This is a genomic window from Geodermatophilus ruber, assembly GCF_900114385.1.
Lineage (GTDB): Bacteria > Actinomycetota > Actinomycetes > Mycobacteriales > Geodermatophilaceae > Geodermatophilus > Geodermatophilus ruber.
The window spans coordinates 18,274-39,015 of sequence record NZ_FOSW01000004.1; the positions used below are offsets into that span (position 1 = coordinate 18,274).

The 20,742-nt window shown below is 75.0% G+C and carries 22 protein-coding genes and 1 tRNA gene; 10 read left to right on the forward strand and 13 right to left on the reverse strand.

Annotation, left to right across the window (positions count from 1 at the left end; all coding sequences use genetic code 11):
- The first annotated feature begins 72 nt into the window (after positions 1-72).
- The 3 genes from BMZ50_RS07620 (at position 73) to BMZ50_RS07630 (ending at position 3,254) form a co-directional block, all read left to right on the forward strand.
- The gene (locus tag BMZ50_RS07620; protein WP_091322827.1) at positions 73-1,602 is read left to right on the forward strand and encodes a dolichyl-phosphate-mannose--protein mannosyltransferase; all 1,530 of its coding nucleotides are present in this window, start codon (positions 73-75) and stop codon (positions 1,600-1,602) included.
- A gap of 49 nt (positions 1,603-1,651) precedes the next feature.
- Positions 1,652-2,473, forward strand: coding sequence for an enoyl-CoA hydratase/isomerase family protein (locus BMZ50_RS07625; RefSeq protein ID WP_091322830.1), 822 nt, complete (start codon positions 1,652-1,654; stop codon positions 2,471-2,473).
- Between the two features lie 76 nt (positions 2,474-2,549).
- Positions 2,550-3,254 (forward strand): hypothetical protein, encoded by a 705-nt coding sequence (locus BMZ50_RS07630; RefSeq protein ID WP_091322831.1) that lies wholly within the window; start codon positions 2,550-2,552, stop codon positions 3,252-3,254.
- Between the two features lie 62 nt (positions 3,255-3,316).
- Here BMZ50_RS07630 and BMZ50_RS07635 read toward each other — a convergent pair.
- From BMZ50_RS07635 to galU, 5 genes are all read right to left on the reverse strand, one after another.
- Positions 3,317-3,390, reverse strand: a tRNA-Ala gene (locus BMZ50_RS07635).
- A gap of 68 nt (positions 3,391-3,458) precedes the next feature.
- Entirely contained in the window at positions 3,459-4,133 is a 675-nt protein-coding gene (locus tag BMZ50_RS07640; protein WP_245753452.1) for a hypothetical protein, read from the reverse strand.
- Between the two features lie 167 nt (positions 4,134-4,300).
- Positions 4,301-4,921, reverse strand: coding sequence for a GNAT family N-acetyltransferase (locus tag BMZ50_RS07645; RefSeq protein WP_091322835.1), 621 nt, complete (start codon positions 4,919-4,921; stop codon positions 4,301-4,303).
- Between the two features lie 8 nt (positions 4,922-4,929).
- A complete protein-coding gene (glp, locus tag BMZ50_RS07650) occupies positions 4,930-6,342 on the reverse strand; it encodes a molybdotransferase-like divisome protein Glp (RefSeq protein WP_245753499.1) in 1,413 nt (470 codons plus the stop codon).
- Positions 6,343-6,383: 41 nt separating this feature from the next.
- On the reverse strand, positions 6,384-7,301 hold the full coding sequence (gene galU / locus BMZ50_RS07655; RefSeq protein ID WP_091322837.1) for a UTP--glucose-1-phosphate uridylyltransferase GalU: 918 nt from the start codon (positions 7,299-7,301) through the stop codon (positions 6,384-6,386).
- Between the two features lie 55 nt (positions 7,302-7,356).
- On the opposite strand from galU, the gene BMZ50_RS07660 reads away from it, so the two are divergent.
- Positions 7,357-7,941: a 5-formyltetrahydrofolate cyclo-ligase gene (locus tag BMZ50_RS07660; protein WP_091322840.1), complete on the forward strand. Its 585-nt coding sequence runs from the start codon at positions 7,357-7,359 to the stop codon at positions 7,939-7,941.
- Between the two features lie 9 nt (positions 7,942-7,950).
- On the opposite strand, the gene BMZ50_RS07665 is transcribed toward BMZ50_RS07660, so the two are convergent.
- Complete coding sequence (locus BMZ50_RS07665; protein WP_218146157.1) at positions 7,951-8,682, reverse strand: FadR/GntR family transcriptional regulator; 732 nt, start codon at positions 8,680-8,682, stop codon at positions 7,951-7,953.
- A gap of 272 nt (positions 8,683-8,954) precedes the next feature.
- On the opposite strand from BMZ50_RS07665, the gene BMZ50_RS07670 reads away from it, so the two are divergent.
- The gene (locus tag BMZ50_RS07670; RefSeq protein ID WP_091322841.1) at positions 8,955-10,145 is read left to right on the forward strand and encodes a CaiB/BaiF CoA transferase family protein; all 1,191 of its coding nucleotides are present in this window, start codon (positions 8,955-8,957) and stop codon (positions 10,143-10,145) included.
- Positions 10,142-11,668, forward strand: coding sequence for a carboxyl transferase domain-containing protein (locus BMZ50_RS07675; protein WP_091322843.1), 1,527 nt, complete (start codon positions 10,142-10,144; stop codon positions 11,666-11,668). Before BMZ50_RS07670 ends, BMZ50_RS07675 begins: the two co-directional genes overlap by 4 nt.
- Positions 11,669-11,680: 12 nt before the next feature.
- On the opposite strand, the gene BMZ50_RS07680 is transcribed toward BMZ50_RS07675, so the two are convergent.
- From BMZ50_RS07680 to map, 7 genes are all read right to left on the reverse strand, one after another.
- Entirely contained in the window at positions 11,681-12,703 is a 1,023-nt protein-coding gene (locus BMZ50_RS07680; RefSeq protein WP_091322844.1) for an LLM class flavin-dependent oxidoreductase, read from the reverse strand.
- Between the two features lie 41 nt (positions 12,704-12,744).
- The gene (locus BMZ50_RS07685) at positions 12,745-13,239 is read right to left on the reverse strand and encodes a MarR family winged helix-turn-helix transcriptional regulator (protein WP_091322846.1); all 495 of its coding nucleotides are present in this window, start codon (positions 13,237-13,239) and stop codon (positions 12,745-12,747) included.
- Between the two features lie 63 nt (positions 13,240-13,302).
- Positions 13,303-13,473 (reverse strand): CsbD family protein, encoded by a 171-nt coding sequence (locus BMZ50_RS07690; RefSeq protein ID WP_091322848.1) that lies wholly within the window; start codon positions 13,471-13,473, stop codon positions 13,303-13,305.
- Between the two features lie 40 nt (positions 13,474-13,513).
- Entirely contained in the window at positions 13,514-14,533 is a 1,020-nt protein-coding gene (locus BMZ50_RS07695; RefSeq protein ID WP_091322849.1) for a hemolysin family protein, read from the reverse strand.
- On the reverse strand, positions 14,530-15,930 hold the full coding sequence (locus tag BMZ50_RS07700; RefSeq protein WP_245753453.1) for a hemolysin family protein: 1,401 nt from the start codon (positions 15,928-15,930) through the stop codon (positions 14,530-14,532). Before BMZ50_RS07700 ends, BMZ50_RS07695 begins: the two co-directional genes overlap by 4 nt.
- 218 nt (positions 15,931-16,148) lie before the next feature.
- Positions 16,149-16,613 (reverse strand): SseB family protein, encoded by a 465-nt coding sequence (locus BMZ50_RS07705; RefSeq protein WP_218146158.1) that lies wholly within the window; start codon positions 16,611-16,613, stop codon positions 16,149-16,151.
- 394 nt (positions 16,614-17,007) lie between these two features.
- Positions 17,008-17,778: a type I methionyl aminopeptidase gene (gene map / locus BMZ50_RS07710; protein WP_091322853.1), complete on the reverse strand. Its 771-nt coding sequence runs from the start codon at positions 17,776-17,778 to the stop codon at positions 17,008-17,010.
- Positions 17,779-17,824: 46 nt separating this feature from the next.
- Between map and BMZ50_RS07715 the strand changes: the two genes are divergently transcribed.
- From BMZ50_RS07715 to BMZ50_RS07730, 4 genes are all read left to right on the forward strand, one after another.
- Entirely contained in the window at positions 17,825-18,088 is a 264-nt protein-coding gene (locus BMZ50_RS07715) for a helix-turn-helix domain-containing protein (RefSeq protein ID WP_091322855.1), read from the forward strand.
- A 407-nt stretch (positions 18,089-18,495) separates the two neighbouring features.
- Positions 18,496-19,023 carry a SigE family RNA polymerase sigma factor gene (locus BMZ50_RS07720; protein ID WP_091322856.1) on the forward strand — a complete coding sequence of 176 codons (528 nt, stop codon included), beginning with the start codon at positions 18,496-18,498 and terminating at the stop codon, positions 19,021-19,023.
- Positions 19,020-19,886 carry a hypothetical protein gene (locus tag BMZ50_RS24110; RefSeq protein WP_091322859.1) on the forward strand — a complete coding sequence of 289 codons (867 nt, stop codon included), beginning with the start codon at positions 19,020-19,022 and terminating at the stop codon, positions 19,884-19,886. Before BMZ50_RS07720 ends, BMZ50_RS24110 begins: the two co-directional genes overlap by 4 nt.
- Positions 19,887-20,352: 466 nt before the next feature.
- Positions 20,353-20,673: an FmdB family zinc ribbon protein gene (locus BMZ50_RS07730; protein WP_091322862.1), complete on the forward strand. Its 321-nt coding sequence runs from the start codon at positions 20,353-20,355 to the stop codon at positions 20,671-20,673.
- Positions 20,674-20,742 lie beyond the last annotated feature (69 nt).

The following is a 20,742-nucleotide window of genomic DNA, read 5'->3' on the forward strand; positions in this document are numbered from 1 at the left end:
GCCTGCCTGCAGGGGCCGGTGCGAGCTCGCGAGCGCCGGGGGGCAGGCGGGTCCTTTCACTACCCTGGCCCCATGGCGGTGCTGGCTCCCGAGCGGACGGGGCAGGGGGCCGGCGAGCCCCGGACGCCGCCCGCGCGGCGGTGGCCGGTCCCCCGGCCGCGTCGCGACACCACCCCGCCGCTGCCGGGCGATCGGCTCCTGGCCTGGGTGCTGACGGCGGTGCTCGGTCTCCTCACCCTGGGCAGCCGGCTGTGGCACCTCGACTACCCGGGTGACCTGCTCTTCGACGAGGCGTACTACCCGCCCGAGGCCCGCGAGATGCTCGAGTGGGGGCACGAGTACAACCGCGGCTACACGTTCATCGTCCACCCGCCGCTGGGCAAGTGGCTGATCGCCGGCGGCATCCGCCTGTTCGGCTACGACTCCTTCGGCTGGCGGGTGCCCGCGGCGGTGGCGGGGGCGGTCTCCGTCGTCGTCCTCACCCGGCTGGCGCGCCGGCTGACCGGGTCCACCCTGCTGGGCCTGGTGGCCGGCCTGCTGCTCGCGCTGGACGGCTTCGCCTTCACGCTCTCCCGCATCGCCCTGCTCGACGTGTTCCTGCAGGTGTTCGTGCTCGCCGCGGTGGCCTGCCTCGTCGTCGACCGGGACCGGCTGCGGGCGCGCATCCGGGCGGCCGGGGGCGCCGTGGCCGCCGGCGGCTTCCGGCTCGGCCCGCGCGGCTGGCGGCTGGCCGCGGGGCTGCTGTTCGGCTGCGCATGCGCGGTGAAGTGGAGCGGGGTGTGGTTCCTCGCCTTCTTCGCCGTCCTGTCGCTGTTCTGGGACCGCGCCGCCTGGCGCGAGGCGCGGGTGCCCCGGCCGACCCTGGTGACGGCGCGCCGCGGGCTGCCCGGAGCCCTGTGGGCGCTGGCCGCCGTCCCGGTGCTCACCTACCTCGCCTCGTTCACCGGCTGGTTCCTCGGGGAGACCTCCCAGGGCCGGCACTGGGCCCAGCAGCACCCCGACACGGCCTTCCCGTTCGTCCCGGACGCGCTGCGCTCACTGTGGCACCAGCACGCCGAGTGGCTGGCCTTCCACAACGGCCTGTCGACGCCGCACCCCTGGGAGTCGGGACCGTGGTCGTGGCTGGTCAACGGGCGGCCGATCCTGCTGTGGAACCCGCAGGGGCTCACCGACTCCGCGGGCGATCAGGTGGTCCGCTACATGCTCATGGTCGGGACGCCGACGCTCTGGTTCGCCTTCGCCCCCGCGCTGGTGTGGCTGGCCTGGCGGCTCGTGGCCCGGCGCGACCCCGCCGCGCTGACCGTCACCGTGGCGATCGCCGCGGGGTGGGGCACCTGGTTCCTCAGCCCCGAGCGAACGATGTTCGTCTTCTACATGGCCCCGGTGCTGCCGTTCTTCGTGCTCGCGGTGGTGCTCGTGCTGCAGGACGTCCTCGGCCGGCCCGGCGTCGAGCGCTGGCGCCGGCAGGTCGGGCTGGCCGTCGTGAGCCTGTACGTCGGCGTCGTGGCCGCGACGTTCGTCTTCTTCCTGCCGGTGCTCACCGGCCGGCCGCTGTCGCACGCCGAGTGGCTGCAGCGGATGTGGTTCCCCTCCTGGTTCTGACCCCTCGCGCCGCCCCTACGGTGACCGCAGCGACCGAGGAGGAGGCAGGATGACCGGCGCACCGGACCGCCCGCGGGTGCTCACCGAGTTGGACGGTGACGTCTGGCGGATCACCCTGGACCGGCCGGAGGCCGGCAACGCGCTCGACCCGGCGATGGCCGCGGAGCTCGGCGCGGCGCTCACCGGCCGGCCCGCGCAGGCGCGCACCGTGCTGCTGCTGGGCAACGGCGCCCGGTTCTGCGTCGGCGGAGACGTGCAGGCCTTCGCCGCCAACGCGGACCCCGGCGCGTTCGTCGGGCAGCTGGCGCGCGACTGGCACGAGGTCATCCGGCTGCTGGTGGGCTGCCCGGTGCCCGTCGTCGCGGGGGTGCACGGCGCGGTCGCCGGCGCGGGCGTGGGGCTGATCGGCGCCTGCGACGTGGTGGTGTGCGGCAGCTCGACGAAGATCCGGCCGGCCTACGGCGCGATCGGCTTCTCCCCCGACGGCGGGACGTCGTGGGCGCTGACCCACGCGCTGGGCGCCCCGCGGGCCCTCGCCCTGATGCTGACCGACGGCGCCCTCACCGCCGCCGAGGCGCACCAGGCCGGCCTGGTGGCCCGGCTGGTGGAGGACGACGAGGTGCACACCGCGGCGGCCGCGCTCGCGCACGCCGTCGCGGCGGGGCCGGTGCGCGCGATGGTCCGCACACGGGAGCTGGTCCGGCAGGCCGCCGTCCGCACGCTGGACGAGCAGCTGGACGAGGAGGCGCGGCTGATCGCGCGGTCCGCGGCCGATCCCGAGGGCCGGGAGGGCGTGCGGGCCTTCGTCGGGAAGCGCGCGCCGGACTTCCGCGGCGCCGCCGATCAGGTTGCCGGGGAGCGGGCCGGGTAGACCTCCCGCGGCACCCCGGAAGGGGACCCGGCGTGGCGCCCACACCCGGCGGGCGCACCTGCACTGGGAGGCAGCGATGGGTCTACCTGGACGAGACGAGGCGAGCACCTGGGTCGGGAGGACGGTCGTCGACCGCGCGGGCACCGGGGTCGGCACCTGCACCGCCGTCCTCGCCGACGAGGCCACGGGGCTACCGGAGTGGATGTGCGTCGACGTCGACGGGGTGAATGCGGTCGTGCCGGTGATCGACGCGGCGGCGGCCGGCGACCGGGTGCGGGTGGCGGTCAGCCGCTCCGACGTCACCGGCGCGCCACTGGTCGGCGGCCCCCACCGGTTGTCCGAGGCCCAGGAGATCGATCTCTACCGGCACTACGGGATCGGGTACTCCCGGGAGGCCTCCGGCAGCCTGCTGCCGACCAGCGCGGCGGAGTTCCCGCCCGGCGCCGACGAGGCGGCTCCGCGCGGTCGTCGAGCCGCGGTCGTGACCGGCGCGCTGGCGGGCGTGGCGGCGATGGCCGCCGCGGCGGTACGAGCCCGGCGGATGCGGGCGCGGCCGCCGGCACGGCAGTCCTGGCTCCGGCTGGTCTGGGCCCGGCGCCCCTGGGTGTCCCGGCCGCCGACCCCGGCCGAACGCATCGCCCGGGGCGTCCAGGCGGTGTCCGTCGGGGCGAGGGCGGGAGCGTGGCGGCTCGCGGCGTCGGCCACTTCGCTGGCAGCCAGCGGACTGGCGGCGGTCGCAGCCGAGCTGGCGCGCCGGGGGATACGGCCCGGGACGCACTGAAGCCGTCCCAGACACGCAGAGCCCCGCCCGGGTGGCCCGGGCGGGGCTCCTGCGTGTCTGGGTGGAGCTGAGGGGATTTGAACCCCTGACCCCCTCGATGCGAACGAGGTGCGCTACCGGTCTGCGCCACAGCCCCTGACGAACGGAGAGACTACCGTCCGCGGCCCCCGACGCCGCCAGCGGGGGGCGGGCGCCGGGTGCCGATCAGCCGTTGACCACCCACTTGGGCTGGTAGACGTCGATGTCGGCGAAGCCGATGTCGTCGTCGTCGAGGCCGACCACGGCGCTGTTCTGCCAGCCGGCCGGTGCCGCGGTGCGCGCGGCGACCACCCGGCCCGGGCGCAGCGGGTGCACCGGCGCCAGCGGCAGGCTCGGGTGCGGCAGGCCGGTGGTGGCGTGGACCTTCTCGGCCTCGGCGACGGCCGGCTCCTGGATGGCCGGCGCCGGGCGGGCGGCGGGCTGCCGGGCGGCGCGGGCCGCGGCACGGGCGGCCCGGCGGGCGGCCAGCCGCTCGCGGCGGGCGGCGGCGCGCAGCACCATCAGGTAGCCGACGACGACGAGGTCCATGACGCCCTGGCCGATCCAGACCCAGGGGCTGTAGACCAGCGCGCCGGCCAGCGCCAGCAGCGCGAGCGCCACCAGCCCGGCCAGGGTGCGCCGCCGCACGGCGTGCACGTCGATCCGCAGCTCACCGGAGGTCAGCAGGGCGCCCCGGTCGATGGACACCCGCTCGGTCTCGGCATACACCGCGGGGTCCACCGTCCTGCGCCGCTGCAGCGTCCGACCCGAGTCGGCCCGCGTGGTCTGCGAATTCCCTCGCGTCACCACCATGGGCACCAGCACGACGAACCACAGCACGACCAGCGCGGCCAACAGCACGCCCGATCCCATCCAGAACACCACCCGTCACAAGAGCCACTCGCCGGCGAAGTTAAGGGAGGGAGTGACCCGGACGAGGGAGGCGCGCGGGCGTGTCACTGATGAGTTGTGTGACTGGTGTGCCGTCGGCACGGCGTGTCGACAAAGAGTCACCCGCGCACGGTCGGTCACCGTGGTATGCGCGAGCTCCAGCGGGCGAGGACCCCGTTGGGCGAATCCTCGGCCAGCAACGCGAAGGACCGGTGATCGCGCCACTCGCCGTCGATGTCCAGATACCGGCGCAGAAGACCTTCCTGACGAAATCCGAGCCGGTGGACCAGCTGCTGGCTGCGCACGTTCTCCGGCCGGATGTCGGCCTGCAGCCGGTGCAGCCCGACGGCACCGAACACGTGGTCGCAGACCAGCGCCACGGCCAGGGAGGCGATCCCCCGCCCGGCCACCGAGCGGTCGATCCAGTAGCCCAGGTTCCCCGAGCGCAGTGCGCCGCGGACGATGTTGTCGACCGTCACCTGGCCGGCCAGCCGCCCGTCGACACGGACGGCGAAGGGCAGCGTCATCCCCAGCCCGGCACGGCGCAGGACCACGCGGCGCATCGCGCGGAAGGCCGACGGCGTGTGCCGCGCCGCCCACGACGCCGCGGCGGTGGGTTCCCAGGGGGCGAGCCACGCCTCGTTGGCCAGCCGGGCGCGACTCCACTCCTCGGCGTCCCGGCGGCGCAGCGGGTCGAGCACGACCGGCCCCCAGGACAGGCGCGCGGGCCAGCCGGGGTGTGCAGCGGGGTCGGCCACGGTCGCGGTCAGCCGCCCAGCAGCAGGGGCATGACCGTGACCAGGCCACCGGCGGCCACCTCGGTGACGTCCTCGTCGATGACGATGAGGCAGTTGGCCCGCGCCATCCGGGCCAGCATCGCCTCGTCGCCGTCCCCGAGGGGCTCGACGACGTAGCCGCCGTCGGGGTGCCGCATGACCTGGCCGTGCAGGTACTGCCGGTACCCCAGCGGCGAGACCAGCGGTTCGGCGGCGATCGCCTGCACGGTGCGGCGGAACAGCTGCCGCTTGCCGAGCATCATCCGGATCGCCGGGCGCACGAACACCTCGAAGCCGACGAGTGCAGCCACCGGCTCCCCCGGCACGCAGATCACCGGAACGGCGTCGCGGCCCAGCCGGCCGAAGCCCTGCACCGGGCCGGGGTGCATGGTGACCTGCGAGAAGTGCATGTCGCCGAGCTCGGCGAGCACCTCCTGCACCATGTCGCCCTCGCTGGCGAAGGTGCCGGCGATGAGCACCAGGTCGCTACGCAGCAGCTGGCTCTCCAGCACCTCGGTGAGGCGGCGCCGCTCGCTGGGGACGATGCCCGAGCGGTAGGCCTCCGCCCCGGCGTCGCGGGCGGCGGCCGCCAGCGCGTAGCTGTTGACGTCGACGACCTGGCCCGGCTCCGGCGGGACGCTGATGTCGACCAGCTCACTGCCGGCGGAGAGGACGGCGACCCGCGGCCGCGGTCGCACCAGCACGCGGTCGCGGCCGACGGCGGCCAGCAGGCTGATCTGGGCGGGGCCGATCGGCGTGCCGGTCTGCACCGCGGTGGTGCCCGGTGCCACGTCGTCCCCGGCGCGGCGCACGTACCCACCGGCCTCCGGCCCGGCGTGCACGGCGACCGTGACCACGCCCCGGTCGGTCCACACCGCGGGGACGACGACGTCGGCCCCGGCCGGCAGCATCGCGCCGGCCGCCACCTTGTGGGCCATCCCCGGCCCGATGGACGACGGCCCGCTCGGCCCGGGCACGGTCTCCCCCACCACGGCCAGCTGCGCCGGCTCCTCGGGGGTGGCCCCCTCCACGTCGAGGGCGCGCGCGGCATAGCCGTCGAGCGCGGCCTGGTCGAAGGCCGGCAGCGACCGCTGGCTGACCACCTCCTCCGCGCAGAGCAGGCCCTGCGCGTCGAGGACGGCCAGCTCGATCGGGTCCGGCTGCGGCACCGCGGAGAGGATCTCGTCCAGGTGCTGCTCCACGGCGCGCGGCCGGGGCGGCTCCGCGGCGGCCGGGGGCGGCGGCACCCGGTCGCGGTCGATGGCGGTGGTCTCGTGCACGGGTGGGGCGGCCGGTGCGGGCAGGTCGCCCGACGCGGAGCCCAGCGGGGTGCCCTGGCGCAGGTCCATCGCCGTGGTGTCGCGCTGTCCGCCGAACATCCCGCCCGTGCCGTCCTCGGTCATTCCCACCACGGAGGTCGATGTTCCCCCCTGAGCGGCTCCGCTCAGGCCTCCGACGCGCCCGTCCCGGGCAGCTCGGCCACGAACTCGGTGAGCCAGGCGCGCAGCGGCGGGCCGAGGTCGTCGCGCTCGGAGGCCAGCCGGATGACCGCCTTGAGGTAGTCCAGCCGGTCACCGGTGTCGTAGCGGCGGCCCCGGAAGACCACGCCGTGCACCGGCTCGCCCTGCTCGACGAGGGTGGCCAGCGCGTCGGTCAGCTGGATCTCCCCGCCGCGGCCGGGCGGGGTCTCGCGCAGCACGTCGAAGATCTCGGGGGCCAGCACGTAGCGGCCGATGATCGCCAGGCTGCTGGGGGCCTCCTCGACCGGCGGCTTCTCGACCAGGCCGGTGATCGCGACGACGTCGCCGGTGCCGCCCGGCTCGATCGCGACCGCGCCGTACTTGTCGATGTTCTCCCGGCCCACGTCGAGCAGCGCGATGACCGAGCCGCCGCGCTCGGCCTGGACCTGCAGCATCTGCTCGAGGAGGTGGTCGCGGGCGTCGATCAGGTCGTCGCCGAGGAGGACGGCGAACGGCTCGTGCCCGACGAACGCCGCCGCCTGCAGGACCGCGTGCCCGAGCCCCTTGGCCTCGCCCTGCCGGACGAAGTGCACGTTCGCCATGTCGGTGGACTCCTGCACCGCGGCCAGCCGGTCGGCGTCGCCCTTCTTCTCCAGGACGGCCTCGAGCTCGGGGACGCGGTCGAAGAAGTCCTCGATGGCGGCCTTGTTGCGGCCGGTGACCATGAGGACGTCGGCCAGGCCGGCGCGGGCGGCCTCCTCGAGGATGTACTGCAACGCGGGCCGGTCGACCACGGGGAGCAGCTCCTTGGGCACGGCCTTGGTGGCCGGCAGGAAGCGGGTGCCCATCCCGGCGACGGGGATGACGGCCTTCCGCGTCGGGCGGGAGCTCGAGGTCGGCATCCCCGGAGCCTAACCAGCGCCGGGACGGCGGGCCGCCCGCCTCTACCCTGCAGGGGTGACTGCCCCGGACGGCACCGCCGCGGCCAAGGCGGCGCTCCGGACCCGCCTCCTCGCCCGCCGGTCCGCCCGCTCCGAGGGGGAGCGGGCCGCGGCCGCCGCGGCGATCTCCGAGGCGCTGCTTCCCGCGCTGGCCGGGGTCGGCACGGTGGCCGCCTTCGTCCCCGATCCGGCCGAGCCGGGTGCCGGCCGGCTCCCCGCGGCCCTCGCGGGGCTCGGCGCGCGGGTGCTGCTGCCGGTGGTGCCGGGCACGGGACGGGAGCTGGCGTGGGCGGTCGACAGCGGCCGGCTGGCCCCCGGCCGCTTCGGCCTGCTGGAGCCGGTCGGCCCGCGGCTGGAACCTGCCGCGCTCGGCGCGGCCGACGTCGTCGTCGTCCCGGCCGTGGCGATCGCGCGGGACGGCGTCCGGCTCGGCCGGGGCGGCGGCTACTACGACCGGGCGCTGCGGAACGCGCGTCCCGGCGCGGTGCTGGTGGCCGTCGTCTTCGACGAGGAGCTGGTCGACGAGCTGCCGGCGGAGCCGCACGACCACCGGGTGACCGCGGTGGTGACGCCGTCGGGCGGCTGGCGCGCGCTGGCCTGAGCCGGCGCCTCAGCCCTCGTCGTCGGTCAGCAGGGGGACGTCGGAGACGAGCTCGATGTGCGCGGTCATCGCGGCCGCGGCCGCCGGCGCGTCCCCGGCCCGGATGGCCTCGGCGATCGCGCGGTGCCCCGCCAGGCTCCGGACCGGCCGCCCCTCCTGCGACAGCGACTCGATCCGGCTCTCCCGGACCAGGTCGGCGATCTCGGCCATCAGCCGGGCGAGCAGCGGGGAGTGCCCGGCCGCCGTCACCGCGGCGTGGAAGCGCTCGTCCCCGGTCACGCCGCGGCCGCCGCGGCGGACGTCGTCGGCCATGGCCGACAGGGCCGCATCGATCTCGGCCAGGTCCTCCTCGGTGCGGCGGCGCGCCGCCAGGGCGGCCAGGCGGACCTCGAGCGCCTGCCGCGCCTCGATGACGTCCCCCAGGTCGTCCCGCCGGGCGCGCAGCGCCGCCAGCACCGCCTCGGTGCGGGGCGCCGCGAGCAGGACGGTCCCGTCCCCGTGGCGGACCGAGACCACGCCGGTCACCTCCAGCGCGACGAGCGCCTGGGCCAGGGTTGCGCGGCTGACGCCGAGCCGGGCGGCGAGGTCGCGCTCGGGCGGCAGCCGGCCCCCCACGCCGAGACCGCTGGCGTGCGCCCAGGCGAGCAGCTGCTGCACGACCTGCTCGTACAGGCGCGGGGACCGGCGCAGCCGCCGGGGCCCGTCGGGAGCGGCGGGCCGGATCTCGTCGGGCGCGGACAAGGCCCTCCTGCATGCTCGTCGGGTGGTCCATGACACTGTGTCCCCGAACCAGAGGCTAGGCCACTGAGACAGCGAGCCACTGCCCGCTCAGCCTTCGTAGGAGCTCCCGTGTCACCGGAGATCGTCACTGGCCGACGCCAGGACGTCGGCAAGGACCGCTTCTTCGAGCAGCTCCTCGGCCACGCCGGGATGGTCGTCGCCGTGGGCCCGCTGCTGCCTGGCTGACCCTCGTCGTCGCCCCTCGCTCTTCTGATCGGAACGGAGACCTCCTCGTGACCGGACCACTCGACGGTGTGCTCGTCGTCGACCTCACGCGCGCCCTCGCCGGGCCGCACGCCGGGATGATGCTCGGTGACCTCGGCGCCCGGGTGATCAAGGTGGAGAACCCCGGCAGCGGGGACGACACCCGCGGCTGGGGCCCCCCGTTCGTCCAGCCCGACTCCGGCGACCGGGAATCGACGTACTTCCTGTCGACCAACCGCAACAAGGAGTCGGTCACCCTCGACCTCAAGGACTCCGGCGACAAGGAGCTGCTGCGCGAGCTGCTGCGCCGCGCCGACGTGCTGCTGGAGAACTTCCGCCCCGGCACCCTGGCCCGGCTCGGCTTCGGCACCGAGGTGCTCGAGCAGCTCAATCCGCGGCTGGTCACCCTGGCGATCAGCGGGTTCGGCCACGACGGGCCCGAGGGCGGACGGGCCGGCTACGACCAGATCGCCCAGGGTGAGGCCGGGCTGATGTCGCTGACCGGCTCGGGCCCGGACGACCCGCAGCGGGTCGGCGTGCCCATCGGTGACCTGCTCGCCGGGATGTACGGCGCCTACGGCGTGCTCGCCGCACTGCTCGAGCGGGAGCGGACCGGCCGGGGCCAGGTGATCCGCACCTCGCTGCTGGCCGCCGTGGTCGGCGTGCACGCCTTCCAGGGGACGGCGTGGACCGTGGCCGGCCAGGTGGGCCGGGCGCAGGGCAACCACCACCCGTCGATCGCGCCGTACGGCCTGTTCCACTGCAAGGGCGGCAGCGTGCAGCTCTCCTGCGGGTCGGAGTCGCTGTGGCGCAAGCTGTGCGCCGAGTTCGACCTCGACCCCGAGGCGCCGGGCATGGCCACCAACGGCGAGCGGGTCGGCAACCGCGGGCAGGTCGTCGAGCTGCTCGAGGGCACCTTCGCCGACATCCCGCCGGAGGAGCTGCTGGCCCGGCTGGCCGCCGCCGGCATCCCGGCCGGCAAGGTGCGCAGCATCGACGAGGTCTACACCTGGGACCAGACGCTCTCGCAGGGCCTGCTGATCGACGTCGAGCACGCCACCCTGGGCCGGCTGCAGCTCCCCGGCCCGCCGCTGCGGTTCTTCGCCCCCGGTCCGGACGGCGAGACCGAGACCACCCGCCGCGACCACGCCGCACCGCCGGTGCTCGGCTCGTCGAACGAGGCGATCCGCGCCTGGCTCGCGGGGGACCAGCGTCCGTGACCGCGACCCGCAACCTCGACGCCCGGGCGCTGCGCGACCTCGTCCTCGACCCCGGCTCGTGGGTGTCCTGGGACTCCCCCGTCACGGTCGGGGACGTCCCGGAGGAGTACGCCGCCGAGCTGGCCCGCGCCGCGGAGAAGACCCGCCAGGACGAGTCGATCATCACCGGCGAGGGCCGCCTCCGCGGCCGCCGGGTGGCCGTCGTCGCCGGGGAGTTCGGCTTCCTCGCCGGCTCGATCGGCGTCGCCGCCGCCGAGCGGCTCATCGCCGCCGTCGAGCGGGCCACCGAGGAGGGGCTGCCGCTGCTGGCCGCCCCGGTCTCGGGCGGCACCCGCATGCAGGAGGGCACCGTCGCCTTCCTGCAGATGATCGGCATCACCGCGGCCATCGCCCGGCACAAGGAGGCCGGGCTCCCCTACCTGGTCTACCTGCGGCACCCGACGTTCGGCGGGGTGCTGGCCTCGTGGGGGTCCACCGGCCACGTGACGATCGCCGAGCCCGGCGCGTCGATCGGGTTCCTCGGCCCGCGGGTCTACCAGGCCCTCTACGGCGAGCCGTTCCCCGAGGGCGTGCAGACCGCCGAGCACCTCGCCGAGCGCGGGCTCATCGACGCGGTGGTGCCGCACGAGGAGATCGCCGATGTCGCCGACCGGGCGCTGCGGGTGCTCGCCGCCCGGCAGACCTGGCACCGCGACGTCGCCGACGCCGAGCGGCCCGGCCCCGAGGACGGCACCGACGCCGACGACCCGGAGGACCACCGCAGCGCCTGGGAGGTGGTCACCGCGTCGCGGCGGGAGGACCGCCCGGGCGTGCGCGGGCTGCTGCGGGCGGCGGCCACCGACGTCGTCGGGCTGTCGGGCACCGGTGCCGGCGAGAAGGACCCCGGCCTGCTGCTGGCGCTGGCCCGCTTCGGCGGGGCGCCGTGCGTCGTGCTCGGCCAGGACCGGCGGGGCCAGTCCCTGTCGGCGCCGCTCGGGCCGGCCGCGCTGCGGGAGGCCCGACGCGGCATGCGGCTGGCCGCCGAGCTGCGGCTGCCCCTGGTCACCCTCATCGACACCCCGGGCGCGGCGCTGTCCAAGGAGGCCGAGGAGGGCGGGCTGGCCGCCGAGATCGCCCGGTGCCTGCAGGACCTGGTGATGCTCAAGGCACCGACCCTCGCCGTGCTGCTCGGCCAGGGCACCGGCGGCGGCGCGCTGGCGCTGGTGCCCGCCGACCGGGTGCTGGCCGCGGCCAACGGCTGGCTGGGCCCGCTCCCGCCGGAGGGCGCCTCGGCGATCGTGCACCGCACGATCGACCGCGCCGGGGAGATGGCCGCCGCCCAGGGGGTGCGGGCCACCGACCTGTGGCGGGCCGGGATCGTCGACCGCGTGGTACCCGAGCGGCCGGACGCCGCCGACGAACCGGCGGAGTTCTGCCGGCGGCTGGGCCGGGTGCTGGGCGAGGAGCTGGCCAACCTGCTGGGCCGCGACGACGGCGAGCGGTTCCGCAGCCGGCTGCACCGCTACCGCCACCTCGGCCGCTGAGGAGACCGCGGCTCAGGCCGCGGGGTGCTCCAGCCCGGCCGGCCCCCACGCGTCGGCGACCAGCTCCAGGCTGCGGACCCGCTCCGCGACCCCGTGGGTGGAGGCCGAGAGCATGAGCTCGTCGGCGCCGGTGTCGGCGGCGAGCTGCCGCAGCCCGGCGACCACCCCCGGCGGATCGCCCACGATCGCGTTGCTCGGCATCGCCTCGGCGGCGGCGCGCTCGGGGTCGCGCTCGGCCTCCTCGAGGCTGGGCACCGGCCGGAGCCGGTTGAGCCGGAGGGAGAGCCGCATGAGCTGGCCGGGCAGCGCGAGCCTGCGGGCCTCCTCCGCGGTGTCGGCCGCGAGCACGTTCGCGGTCACGATCGTGTACGGCCGCTCGAGCGCCGGCGAGGCCCGGAAGCTGTCGCGGTAGAGCGCGACGGCGGCCTGCACGTTCGGTCCGCCGAAGTGGTGCGCGAAGGCGAACGGCAGCCCGAGTTGCCCGGCCAGCTGCGCGGAGAAACCGCTGGAGCCGAGCAGCACCACCAGCGGCACGGACGCCGGAGCCGGGGTGGCGCGGAAGCGCTCGGCCAGACCGCCCTCGACCCGCGGGTCGCCGAACAGGCCGAGCAGGTCGAGCAGGTGCTGCGGGAAGTCCTCGGCCGACAGCGCGGCCGGGTCGCGGCGCAGCGCCAGCGCCGTGTGCTGGTCGGTGCCGGGCGCCCGGCCGATACCGAGGTCGACCCGGCCGGGGTGCAGCGCCTCGAGGAGGGCGAACTGCTCGGCCACGACCAGCGGCGCGTGGTTCGGGAGCATCACCCCGCCCGAGCCGACCCGGATTCGCCGGGTGACCGCCGCCAGGTGGGCGATGAGCACCGGCGGGCTGGTGCTGGCCACGGCGGGCATGTTGTGGTGCTCGGCCACCCAGAGCCGGGAGTACCCCAGCCGGTCGGCAGCCTGCGCCACGCGGGTGGTGGCCGCGAGGGCATCGGCGGTGGACTGCCCCGAGCCGACGGTGGCCAGCTCGAGGACGGACAGCGGCAGGGACTCGGACATCTCCGGCGGCAACACGGGAGGCCGCCGCCGGCTTCCCGGCATCAGCCGCGGGTGTCGGCCCCGTGCTCGACGCGCAGGCTGCGATCGGGGTCGAGCCGGTCCAGCACGAGGTTCAGCGCCTCGCCGAGCGACCGGCTCTGCTCCGCGGTGAGCGGGTCGAACAGCGCGGCGCGGACGGCGTCGACGTGCCCGGGAGCGACCGAGCGGACGACGTCCCAACCGGTGTCGGTGAGGACGGCGACGTTGCCGCGCCCGTCCTCGGGCGAGCGCTCGCGGCGCACCCAGCCGCGTTCCTCCAGCCGGGCCACGGTGTGCGAGAGCCGGCTCTGGGACTGGTTGGCCCGCCGGGCCAGGTCACTCATCCGCCGGCTGCGGTCGGGAGCCTCCGAGAGCATCGCCAGGACGACGTAGGCAGCGTGGCTGATGCCGGCGTCCCGCTGCAGCTGAGCGTCCAGGACCCGCGGCAACAGCTCGGCCACGGTCAGCCACGCACGCCACGTCCGCTGCTGCTCTTCCGTGAGCCACTCCTGCGTCACGTACCGACGGTACTGGTGCCCGGCCCAGGGGTGGGGCACCAGTACCGGCGATCGCGACGGCGCTTACTTGAAGGCGTCCTTCACCTTCTCGCCGGCCTGCTTGAGGTTGCTCTTCGTCTGCTCCCCCTTGCCCTCGGCCTCGAGATCGCGGTTATCGGTGGCCCGGCCGGCCGCCTCCTTGCCCTTGCCGGCCAGCTCGTCAACCTTGTTGCTGATCTTGTTCTCAGCGCTCATGTCCAGGTGCTACCCACCGGTGGGCCTCCCCATGCGAGAGTCAGGCGGCCGTCGTCGTCTCCTGCGGGAAGAGGCGCCGGAGCACGTCGGCGAGCGTGACGACCCCGATGACCGCACCCCCGTCGGTGACGACGGCGAGGTGGTTGCGGGTCTCCCGCATCGCCTTGAGCGCGGCGTACACGGTGGTGTCGGCATCCAGGGTGAACACCGGACGCGCGAAGTCCGCCGCCGGCGCGTCGTCGGGCGCGAGCAGGGTGTCGCGGACGTGCACGACGCCGGTGATCCGTTCCCCGTCGCGCAGCAGGATCCGCAGGTGGCCCGAGCGCTTCGCGGCCTCCCGCACCTCGCCGACCGTCGCGTCCGCGGGCACGGCGGTGAGCGATCCCGCGGGCGTGACGAGATCGCGGACGGTCAGCCGCTCCATCTCCAGGGCGCCGGCGATCTGTGCCGAGAAGCGCTCGTCGAGCGCGCCCACGTTCGCGGAATGCTCCACGAGGTGCAGGAGGGCCTCCGGGTTCTGGCCGGCGGCCACCTGGTTCACCGGCTCGACGCCGATCCGCCGGAGCAGCCCGTTGGCCGCTTCGTTGAGGGCCCGCAGCAGCGGACGGGTGAGCCACATGAACGCCCGCATGGGCAGGGCGAGCAGGGTCGCGGACCGCTCCGGGTGGGCGATCGCCCAGGACTTCGGGGCCATCTCACCGACCACCAGGTGGATGAAGGTGACGATCAGCAGGGCGAGCACGAAGGAAACGACGTCGGCAGCGACCTCCGGCAGCCCCCACGTCTCGAACAGCGGCGTGAGCCAGTGGTGCACGGCCGGCTTGGTGATCGCACCGAGCGCGAGGGTGCACAGGGTGATGCCGAGCTGGGAGCCGGCCAGCAGCAGGCTCAGCTCCGACGCGCTGCGCAGCGCGGCGCGGGCGGCCCGGCTGGTCGTGGCGGCGTCCTCGAGGCGGTGCCGGCGGGCGGCGACGAGGGCGAACTCGACGGCCACGAAGAAGGCGCTCAGGGCGACGATGCCCACCGTCACGGGGATGACCACCCGAGGGTCGTCGGTCATCGGGCGGCCTCCCCCTCGGTGGTGGCGCCCGCCGCGCGGGCCTTGTCGGCGACGTCGGGCAGCACCAGCCGCACCCGGGAGGGGACGTGCCGGTCGACCTCGAGCACCTCGATGCGCAGGACCCGCGGCTTCGGCTCGTCGTCGCGGGCCAGTTCCCCCGGGTCGGGCGGCAGTTCGATCTCCAGCGTGGCCCCCTCCGGCGGGAGGCCGCCGTAGTGGGCGATCACGAGACCGGCGATGGTCTCGTAGTCGCCGCGGGGCAGGTCGATGCCCAGCGCACGCTCCACCTCGTCGACGTGGACGTCACCCGACATCTCCCAGACGCCGTCGCCCTCGACGGGCACGTACTCCGGCTCCGCCTCGTCGTGCTCGTCGGTGATCTCCCCGACCAGCTCCTCGGCGAGGTCCTCCAGGGTGATCACGCCGGTGAAGCCGCCGTACTCGTCGACCACGCAGGCGAGCACGTTGTCGGTCTCCCACAGCTGACGGAGCACCTCGGGCAGGGGGGTCAGGTGCGACACGACCAGGCAGGGCCGGGCGATCCTGGTCACCGGAGCCGTGTCGGGCTCGGTCGTGGTCAGGATGTCGGCCAGGTGCACGACGCCGACGACGTCCTGCGTGTCCTCGGCGAGCACCGGGTAGCGGGAATGGCCGTGCGCCATGAGCTCGCGCACGTGGCCGATGGTGTCGGTGTCCTCGACGGTGTCCACCCGCGAGCGCGGGATCATCGCGTGCTCGGCCGTCCGCCGGGGGAAGTCGAGGATGCGGTCGACCAGCATGGACAGCTCCACCGGCAGGTCCCCGCTCTCGCGGGACTCCTCGACGATGTGCTCCAGGTCGCGGGCGGTGGCCGAGTGCTCGACGTCGTGCACCGGCTCGATCCGCAGTGCCCGCAGCAGCAGGTTCGAGGCCTGGTCGAAGACCCGGATCAGCCAGCCGAACACCGTCAGGTAGACCGCCGTGGAGGTGGCCAGCTTCAGGGCGACGGGCTCGGGCCGGGCGATCGCGAGGTTCTTCGGGAAGAGCTCACCGAAGAGCATCTGCACCACGGTGGCGAACAGCAGGGCGAGGGCCGCCCCGAGGCCGAAGCTGACCGCGGTGGGGATCCCGACCCCGCCGAGCATGGTGCCCAGCGACTCGCCGACCAGCGGCTCGGCCACGTAGCCGACGAGCAGGCCGGTGACGGTGATGCCCAGCTGCGCGCCCGAGAGCATGAAGGAGGTCCGGCGGGTGATCTCCAGCGCCCGCCTCGCGGCGGGGTCACCGGCCTCGGCCCGAGCCTTCAGCCGCGAGCGGTCGACCGCCATGTAGGCGAACTCCTGGGCGACGAAGTAGCCCGTGGCCACGGTGATCAGCCCGACCACCAGCACACCCAGGAGCAACGAGAGAACGGTCACCACCGGCCACGCACCGCCTCAGCGGGCTCGAGGTGCGTGGCCGGGCGTCTGTGACAGGTACTCATGTCTCTCTTCGTCGGGATGGTCCGGGAGGGGATGGCGCAGCCCCGGTGACCAACGCCGCGGCAGCGAGCGGAGTTCCGGCCGCGGGCACGACGGCACCCGGGGCCGACCGGTGCGATCGTGACCGGACCCCGCAGGCCGCGCGGCGCCGTGGGTCAGGCCGACGTCGTCCCGGGTGCGGGACCCGCGCCCGCGCCGGGGCCGCTGCCGTCGGTGTTGGCGAACACGGGGAGCGTCCGCACCACGTCGGGCGGCAGCCCGAGCCCCTCCTCGCTGGCCGGGTTGACCGCCAGCCAGACGTCGTCGGACGGCCAGTTCGACGCCAGCTCGACCACGGGGATGCGCAGCGCCGTCGCGGGATCGGCCCCGGCGGCCCGCAGTGCCTCCTCGGAGGTGAAGACGGGGATGTACCGCTGCCCCTCGTGCTCGATGACGGGCAGCGCGATCGCCCCCTCGGGTCGCTCCTCGCCCTCCGCCGCCGGGGCCTGCGGCAGCAGGGCGATGCTGGTGGCCAGCGTCTGGAGGACGGCGGCGTTGTCGCCGGCCGCCATGCCGGAGGAGATCGCCTCCTCGGTGCTGCGGCTTGCGGTGGTCGAGTTGTCATCGGGAGCTGTGGTCACGGGTGGTCCTCTCGGCGACGGCCGGCCACCGACCGGAGGCGCTCGTCAGGTACCGGCAGGACTCGGCCGTCGCGGCGGCCGCGGGACCGCGGCCCCGCGGGAAGAGCGGCGCCGAGGCTGGGCGCCGGTGCCCGGCGCAGGCGCCGGCACCGGGGTCCACGCTACGGCGCAGCCCCCTTCGCCGGCCGGGTCGGGGTGCGACCGTCTGCGCCACGTCCCGGTGCCGGACCAGGAGGCGACGGACATGGGCGACACGACCCGGTCGGCTTCGGCCTCCGACCGGCCTTGCCCAGCCGCTGACCGGGCCACCACGCGCGGCGCTCGGTCGCGGCGGTGAGTGCGAGCTCGGGGTAGGCCGGTGAGTGCCCGCGGTGGGAGGACGAGGGGTCCGTACTCAGTCCAGGGCGGTGAGGATGCGCGGGCCGTCGGCGGTCACCGCGACCGTGTGCTCCACGTGCGCGGCCCGGCTCCCGTCGCCGCTGCGCAGCGTCCAGCCGTCGGCGTCCACCCGGTAGTCGTCCCGGCCGCCGGCGAGGAACCACGGCTCGATGGCGATGACCAGGCCCGCCCGCAGGGGCACGCCGCGGCCGGGTCGGCCCTCGTTGGGCACGTGCGGTGCCTCGTGCATCGTGCGGCCGACCCCGTGACCACCCTGGTCGGTGTTGATGCCGCAGCCGCCGGCGCGGCCCACGGCGGCGATGGCCGCCGAGATGTCGCCGACCCGGTTGCCGGGCACGGCTACGGCGATGCCGGCCTGCAGCGCCCGCTCGGTGGTGCCCACCAACTGCAGGTCCTCCGGCCGGGGCGTCCCGACCGGGAAGGTGATGGCCGCGTCGCCGACCCAGCCGTCGAGCGTGGCGCCGGCGTCGACGCTGAGCAGGTCGCCGTCGGCCAGCGGCTCCGGGGTGGGGATGCCGTGCAGCGCGACGTCGTTCACCGACAGGCAGACCACACCCGGGAACGGCGGTGTGGTGCTCAGCGGGGCGTAGCCGAGGAACGGGGACGTCGCGCCGGCGTCGGCCAGGACGTCCCGGGCCACCTCGTCGAGCTGGGTGAGCCGGACGCCGGGAGCCGCCGCGGCCCGGACGGCGGCGAGCATCCGGGCGACGACGGCGCCGGCGGCGCGCATCGCGTCGAGCTCGCCCGGGGTCCGCAGTTCGATCATCTCGGCATCCTTACGGTATTAGTATCCCGGTATTATTATCACGGTCATGGTGCGACCGCCGCTGACCCCGGCCGAGCGCGACCGTGGCCGGCGCCTCGGCGCGCTGCTGCGCGAGGCCCGGGGCGCGCGCCCGCCGGCGGAGGTCGCCGCGGCGTCCGGGATCAGCCCGGAGGTGCTGCGCAAGATCGAGTCCGGTCGGGTGCCCACGCCGGCGTTCTTCACCGTCGCCGCGCTGGCCCGGGCACTCGAGCTGCCGCTGGACCGGCTCGCTGCGGCACTGGACGACAACCGTACGGCCCTCTCCGCCTGACCCGCGCCGCCCGCGGCCGGGCGTGACTGGTCGCACACCCGGCCCCGGGCCGGCAGCCGCCGCCGACCTCCAGGTCGCCCACAGCCGGTGACGGGCCGCCGATCCCGCCGCAGCAAGTCCGGCGCGCGTCTCGCCGCAATGCGGTGCCCGTGCGCAGGCCCCACGCACACCCCGATTGCGGTGGTCCTCGTTTCAGGCCGTCGAGAAGCTGCCGCGGGACAACCGGACGCGGCCCGCGCCGCGCTGCTGTGGGCCGAACCGTGCGAAGAACGACTGTCGGTGCACGTTCCGAGCCAACCACTGCTGAGGGTGCCGATGCCCCGTTATGAGACCGATACATACCGGCGTGGGGCGGCACCGGGTGCTCGACGCGTCTTCATGGTGAGACCAACCCACCGGAGGGGTATGTGACCGAGCACAGGGACGCGGCGTTCGCCGACTTCGTCGCCGACCACGGCGGGCAACTGCTGCGAACAGCATGCCTCGTCACCGGGGACGCCCATCTCGGCGAGGACCTGCTCCAGACCGCGCTGGCGAAGGCCTACGGGTCGTGGGCCAAAGTGCGCGCGGCCGACCACCCGGTCGCCTACGTGCGCCGGCTGATGATCAACGCGCACCTGAGCTGGGTGCGCCGGCTGACCAACACCGAGCGGGTGCTCGAGACCTTTCCGGACATCGCCGATGGCGACCCGCAGAGTGCCCACGCCGAGACCGACGAGTTGCGCCAGGCGCTGCTCCGCCTGTCACCACGCGTCCGCACCGCCGTTGTCCTGCGCTACTTCGAGGACCTCACCGAGGCGGATACCGCACAGCTCATGGGCTGCTCGCGCAGCACCGTCAACAACCACGTCTCTCGAGGGCTGGCCGCCCTCCGCGGCCTGCTCACGCCCCGCACGGACGACGACCTCACACCTGCGTCGAGGAGGCACCAGTGACCGACCATGAGACCACCGTCCTCAGCTACCGCCTGCAGTCCCTGGCCGACCACATGACCCCACAGCTGGACGTGGTGGGCCAGGTGCGGGCCGCCCGGGCCAGCCACCGGCGGAAGCGGCGGACCCGCATCGCTGCCCTCGCCGTCGCCACCGTGACCACCGCGGTGGTGGCCGGCACGGTGACCACCACCGGCCTGCTCACCTCTGGCCGCGGCGAGGTGGCCGGTCCCGGCGTCCCGTCGGCACCGGTGACCGCCGATGCGGGGGTCCGCGATCGGGCGCAGCGGGCTGAGGAAGCCCAAGCCACGCAACGCGCCGAGGCGCAGGCCGCTGCCGAGGCGTCACAGGCTGCCGAGGCGGAGGCCGCGAGGCTGGCCGCCGAGGAGGCGGCAGCCGCGGAGGCAGCAGCCGCGGAGGCAGCGCAGCGATCGCGCGAGCAGGCAACGGCCTGGCAGTCGCGCACCTTCGAAGGGGTGTCCTTCCAGGTCCCCGCGGGCGCTCGGGCCGCGGACACCGTGGACCGCAGCCCGGTGACGTCGTGGATGGAGGGGCCGTCGCTGACGTGGAACGGGCCCCTACTCGGCGGGGGACAGCCCAGCTTCGTCCGGGTGATGATCACCGCAACCTACGAGGGCGGGATGATCCCGACCGACGGCGGGGAGGGGTTCACCGTGCCGGGGGCCGACGACGCCTATGGGGGCATCGACGCCATGGATGCCGCGGGTGTCCCGACGGGGCGTACGACCGTCTGGCTCGACATCCTCGACGGGGACCGCCTCGTCCGGGTCAGCGCCGAGTTCGCCGCGGGCCCGGAGGGTGAGCAGATGGCGCGGGAGCTTATCGCCTCGATCTCGATCGGCTGACCGACCAGGACGTTCTGGATGCCGTCTGCGTAGCCGCACGACCCCTGCTTTCCCTGTAGAACGCGCCTCGCGCCATGCCCACGTCGGCAGCGCCCTTCATCACACCTCAGCCGCAAGGGGGCCCGACTGCCACCCGCAGGCCCCGGGTCCTGTCCCCGGCGACGGACCCGTGGTCTTCTGCCTACTCGGCGCGGGGCGACGTGATCCGGCCGGGCGGGACCGGCCGCAAACCCGCGCACGCAGGCACAATCCCGCGCTCGCGGCCGCAATCGCGCGCACGCCACGGAGCAATCTCGCGCTCGCCAGGGCACTTCAGCGCCCACCAACTGTGCGGAGGCGCTCATCACGCGCGCAAATGTGACGCTCGCCGACGGTGCGTGGACGGACGGACCGCGGAGGCGCATGATTAGCAGTCGCCGGGCGGGAGTGCCAGTCCGGTCCTGTTCTCACGAGGAGTACTTCTGCCGTGCCCACCTACCAGTACGCCTGCACCAGCCCCGACGGCCGCCACGAGTTCGAGGTCGTGCAGTCCTTCACCGACGCGCCGGTGAGTGAGTGCCCCCAGTGCGGCAGCCCGGTGCGGAAGGTCTACGGCTCGGTGGGTGTGGTCTTCAAGGGGTCCGGCTTCTACCGCACGGACAGCCGGTCGAGCTCCACCTCCAGCGACTCGCCGTCCACCAAGAAGGAGTCGGCCCCGGCCGCCGCCTCCGCGAGCAGCAGCTCCTCCTCCAGCAGCAGCTCCTCCTCCAGCAGCGGCTCCTCGTCCAGCAACGCCGCCGCCGGCTGACCTCGGGCCCGCATCCACAGCCGGGCCGCCGATCCACAACCGGCTGCTCGGGCGCCGATCACCGCGCCC

Bases quoted from the DNA above. Each gene is read 5' to 3' on its own strand.
- BMZ50_RS07620 (WP_091322827.1), top strand. From the start codon at position 73: ATGGCGGTGCTGGCTCCCGAGCGGACGGGGCAGGGGGCCGGCGAGCCC.
- BMZ50_RS07625 (WP_091322830.1), top strand. From the start codon at position 1,652: ATGACCGGCGCACCGGACCGCCCGCGGGTGCTCACCGAGTTGGACGGT.
- BMZ50_RS07630 (WP_091322831.1), top strand. From the start codon at position 2,550: ATGGGTCTACCTGGACGAGACGAGGCGAGCACCTGGGTCGGGAGGACG.
- glp (WP_245753499.1), bottom strand. From the start codon at position 6,342: ATGACCGAGGACGGCACGGGCGGGATGTTCGGCGGACAGCGCGACACC.
- galU (WP_091322837.1), bottom strand. From the start codon at position 7,301: ATGCCGACCTCGAGCTCCCGCCCGACGCGGAAGGCCGTCATCCCCGTC.
- BMZ50_RS07680 (WP_091322844.1), bottom strand. From the start codon at position 12,703: ATGTCCGAGTCCCTGCCGCTGTCCGTCCTCGAGCTGGCCACCGTCGGC.
- BMZ50_RS07690 (WP_091322848.1), bottom strand. From the start codon at position 13,473: ATGAGCGCTGAGAACAAGATCAGCAACAAGGTTGACGAGCTGGCCGGC.
- BMZ50_RS07695 (WP_091322849.1), bottom strand. From the start codon at position 14,533: ATGACCGACGACCCTCGGGTGGTCATCCCCGTGACGGTGGGCATCGTC.
- map (WP_091322853.1), bottom strand. From the start codon at position 17,778: ATGATCGAACTGCGGACCCCGGGCGAGCTCGACGCGATGCGCGCCGCC.
- BMZ50_RS07715 (WP_091322855.1), top strand. From the start codon at position 17,825: ATGGTGCGACCGCCGCTGACCCCGGCCGAGCGCGACCGTGGCCGGCGC.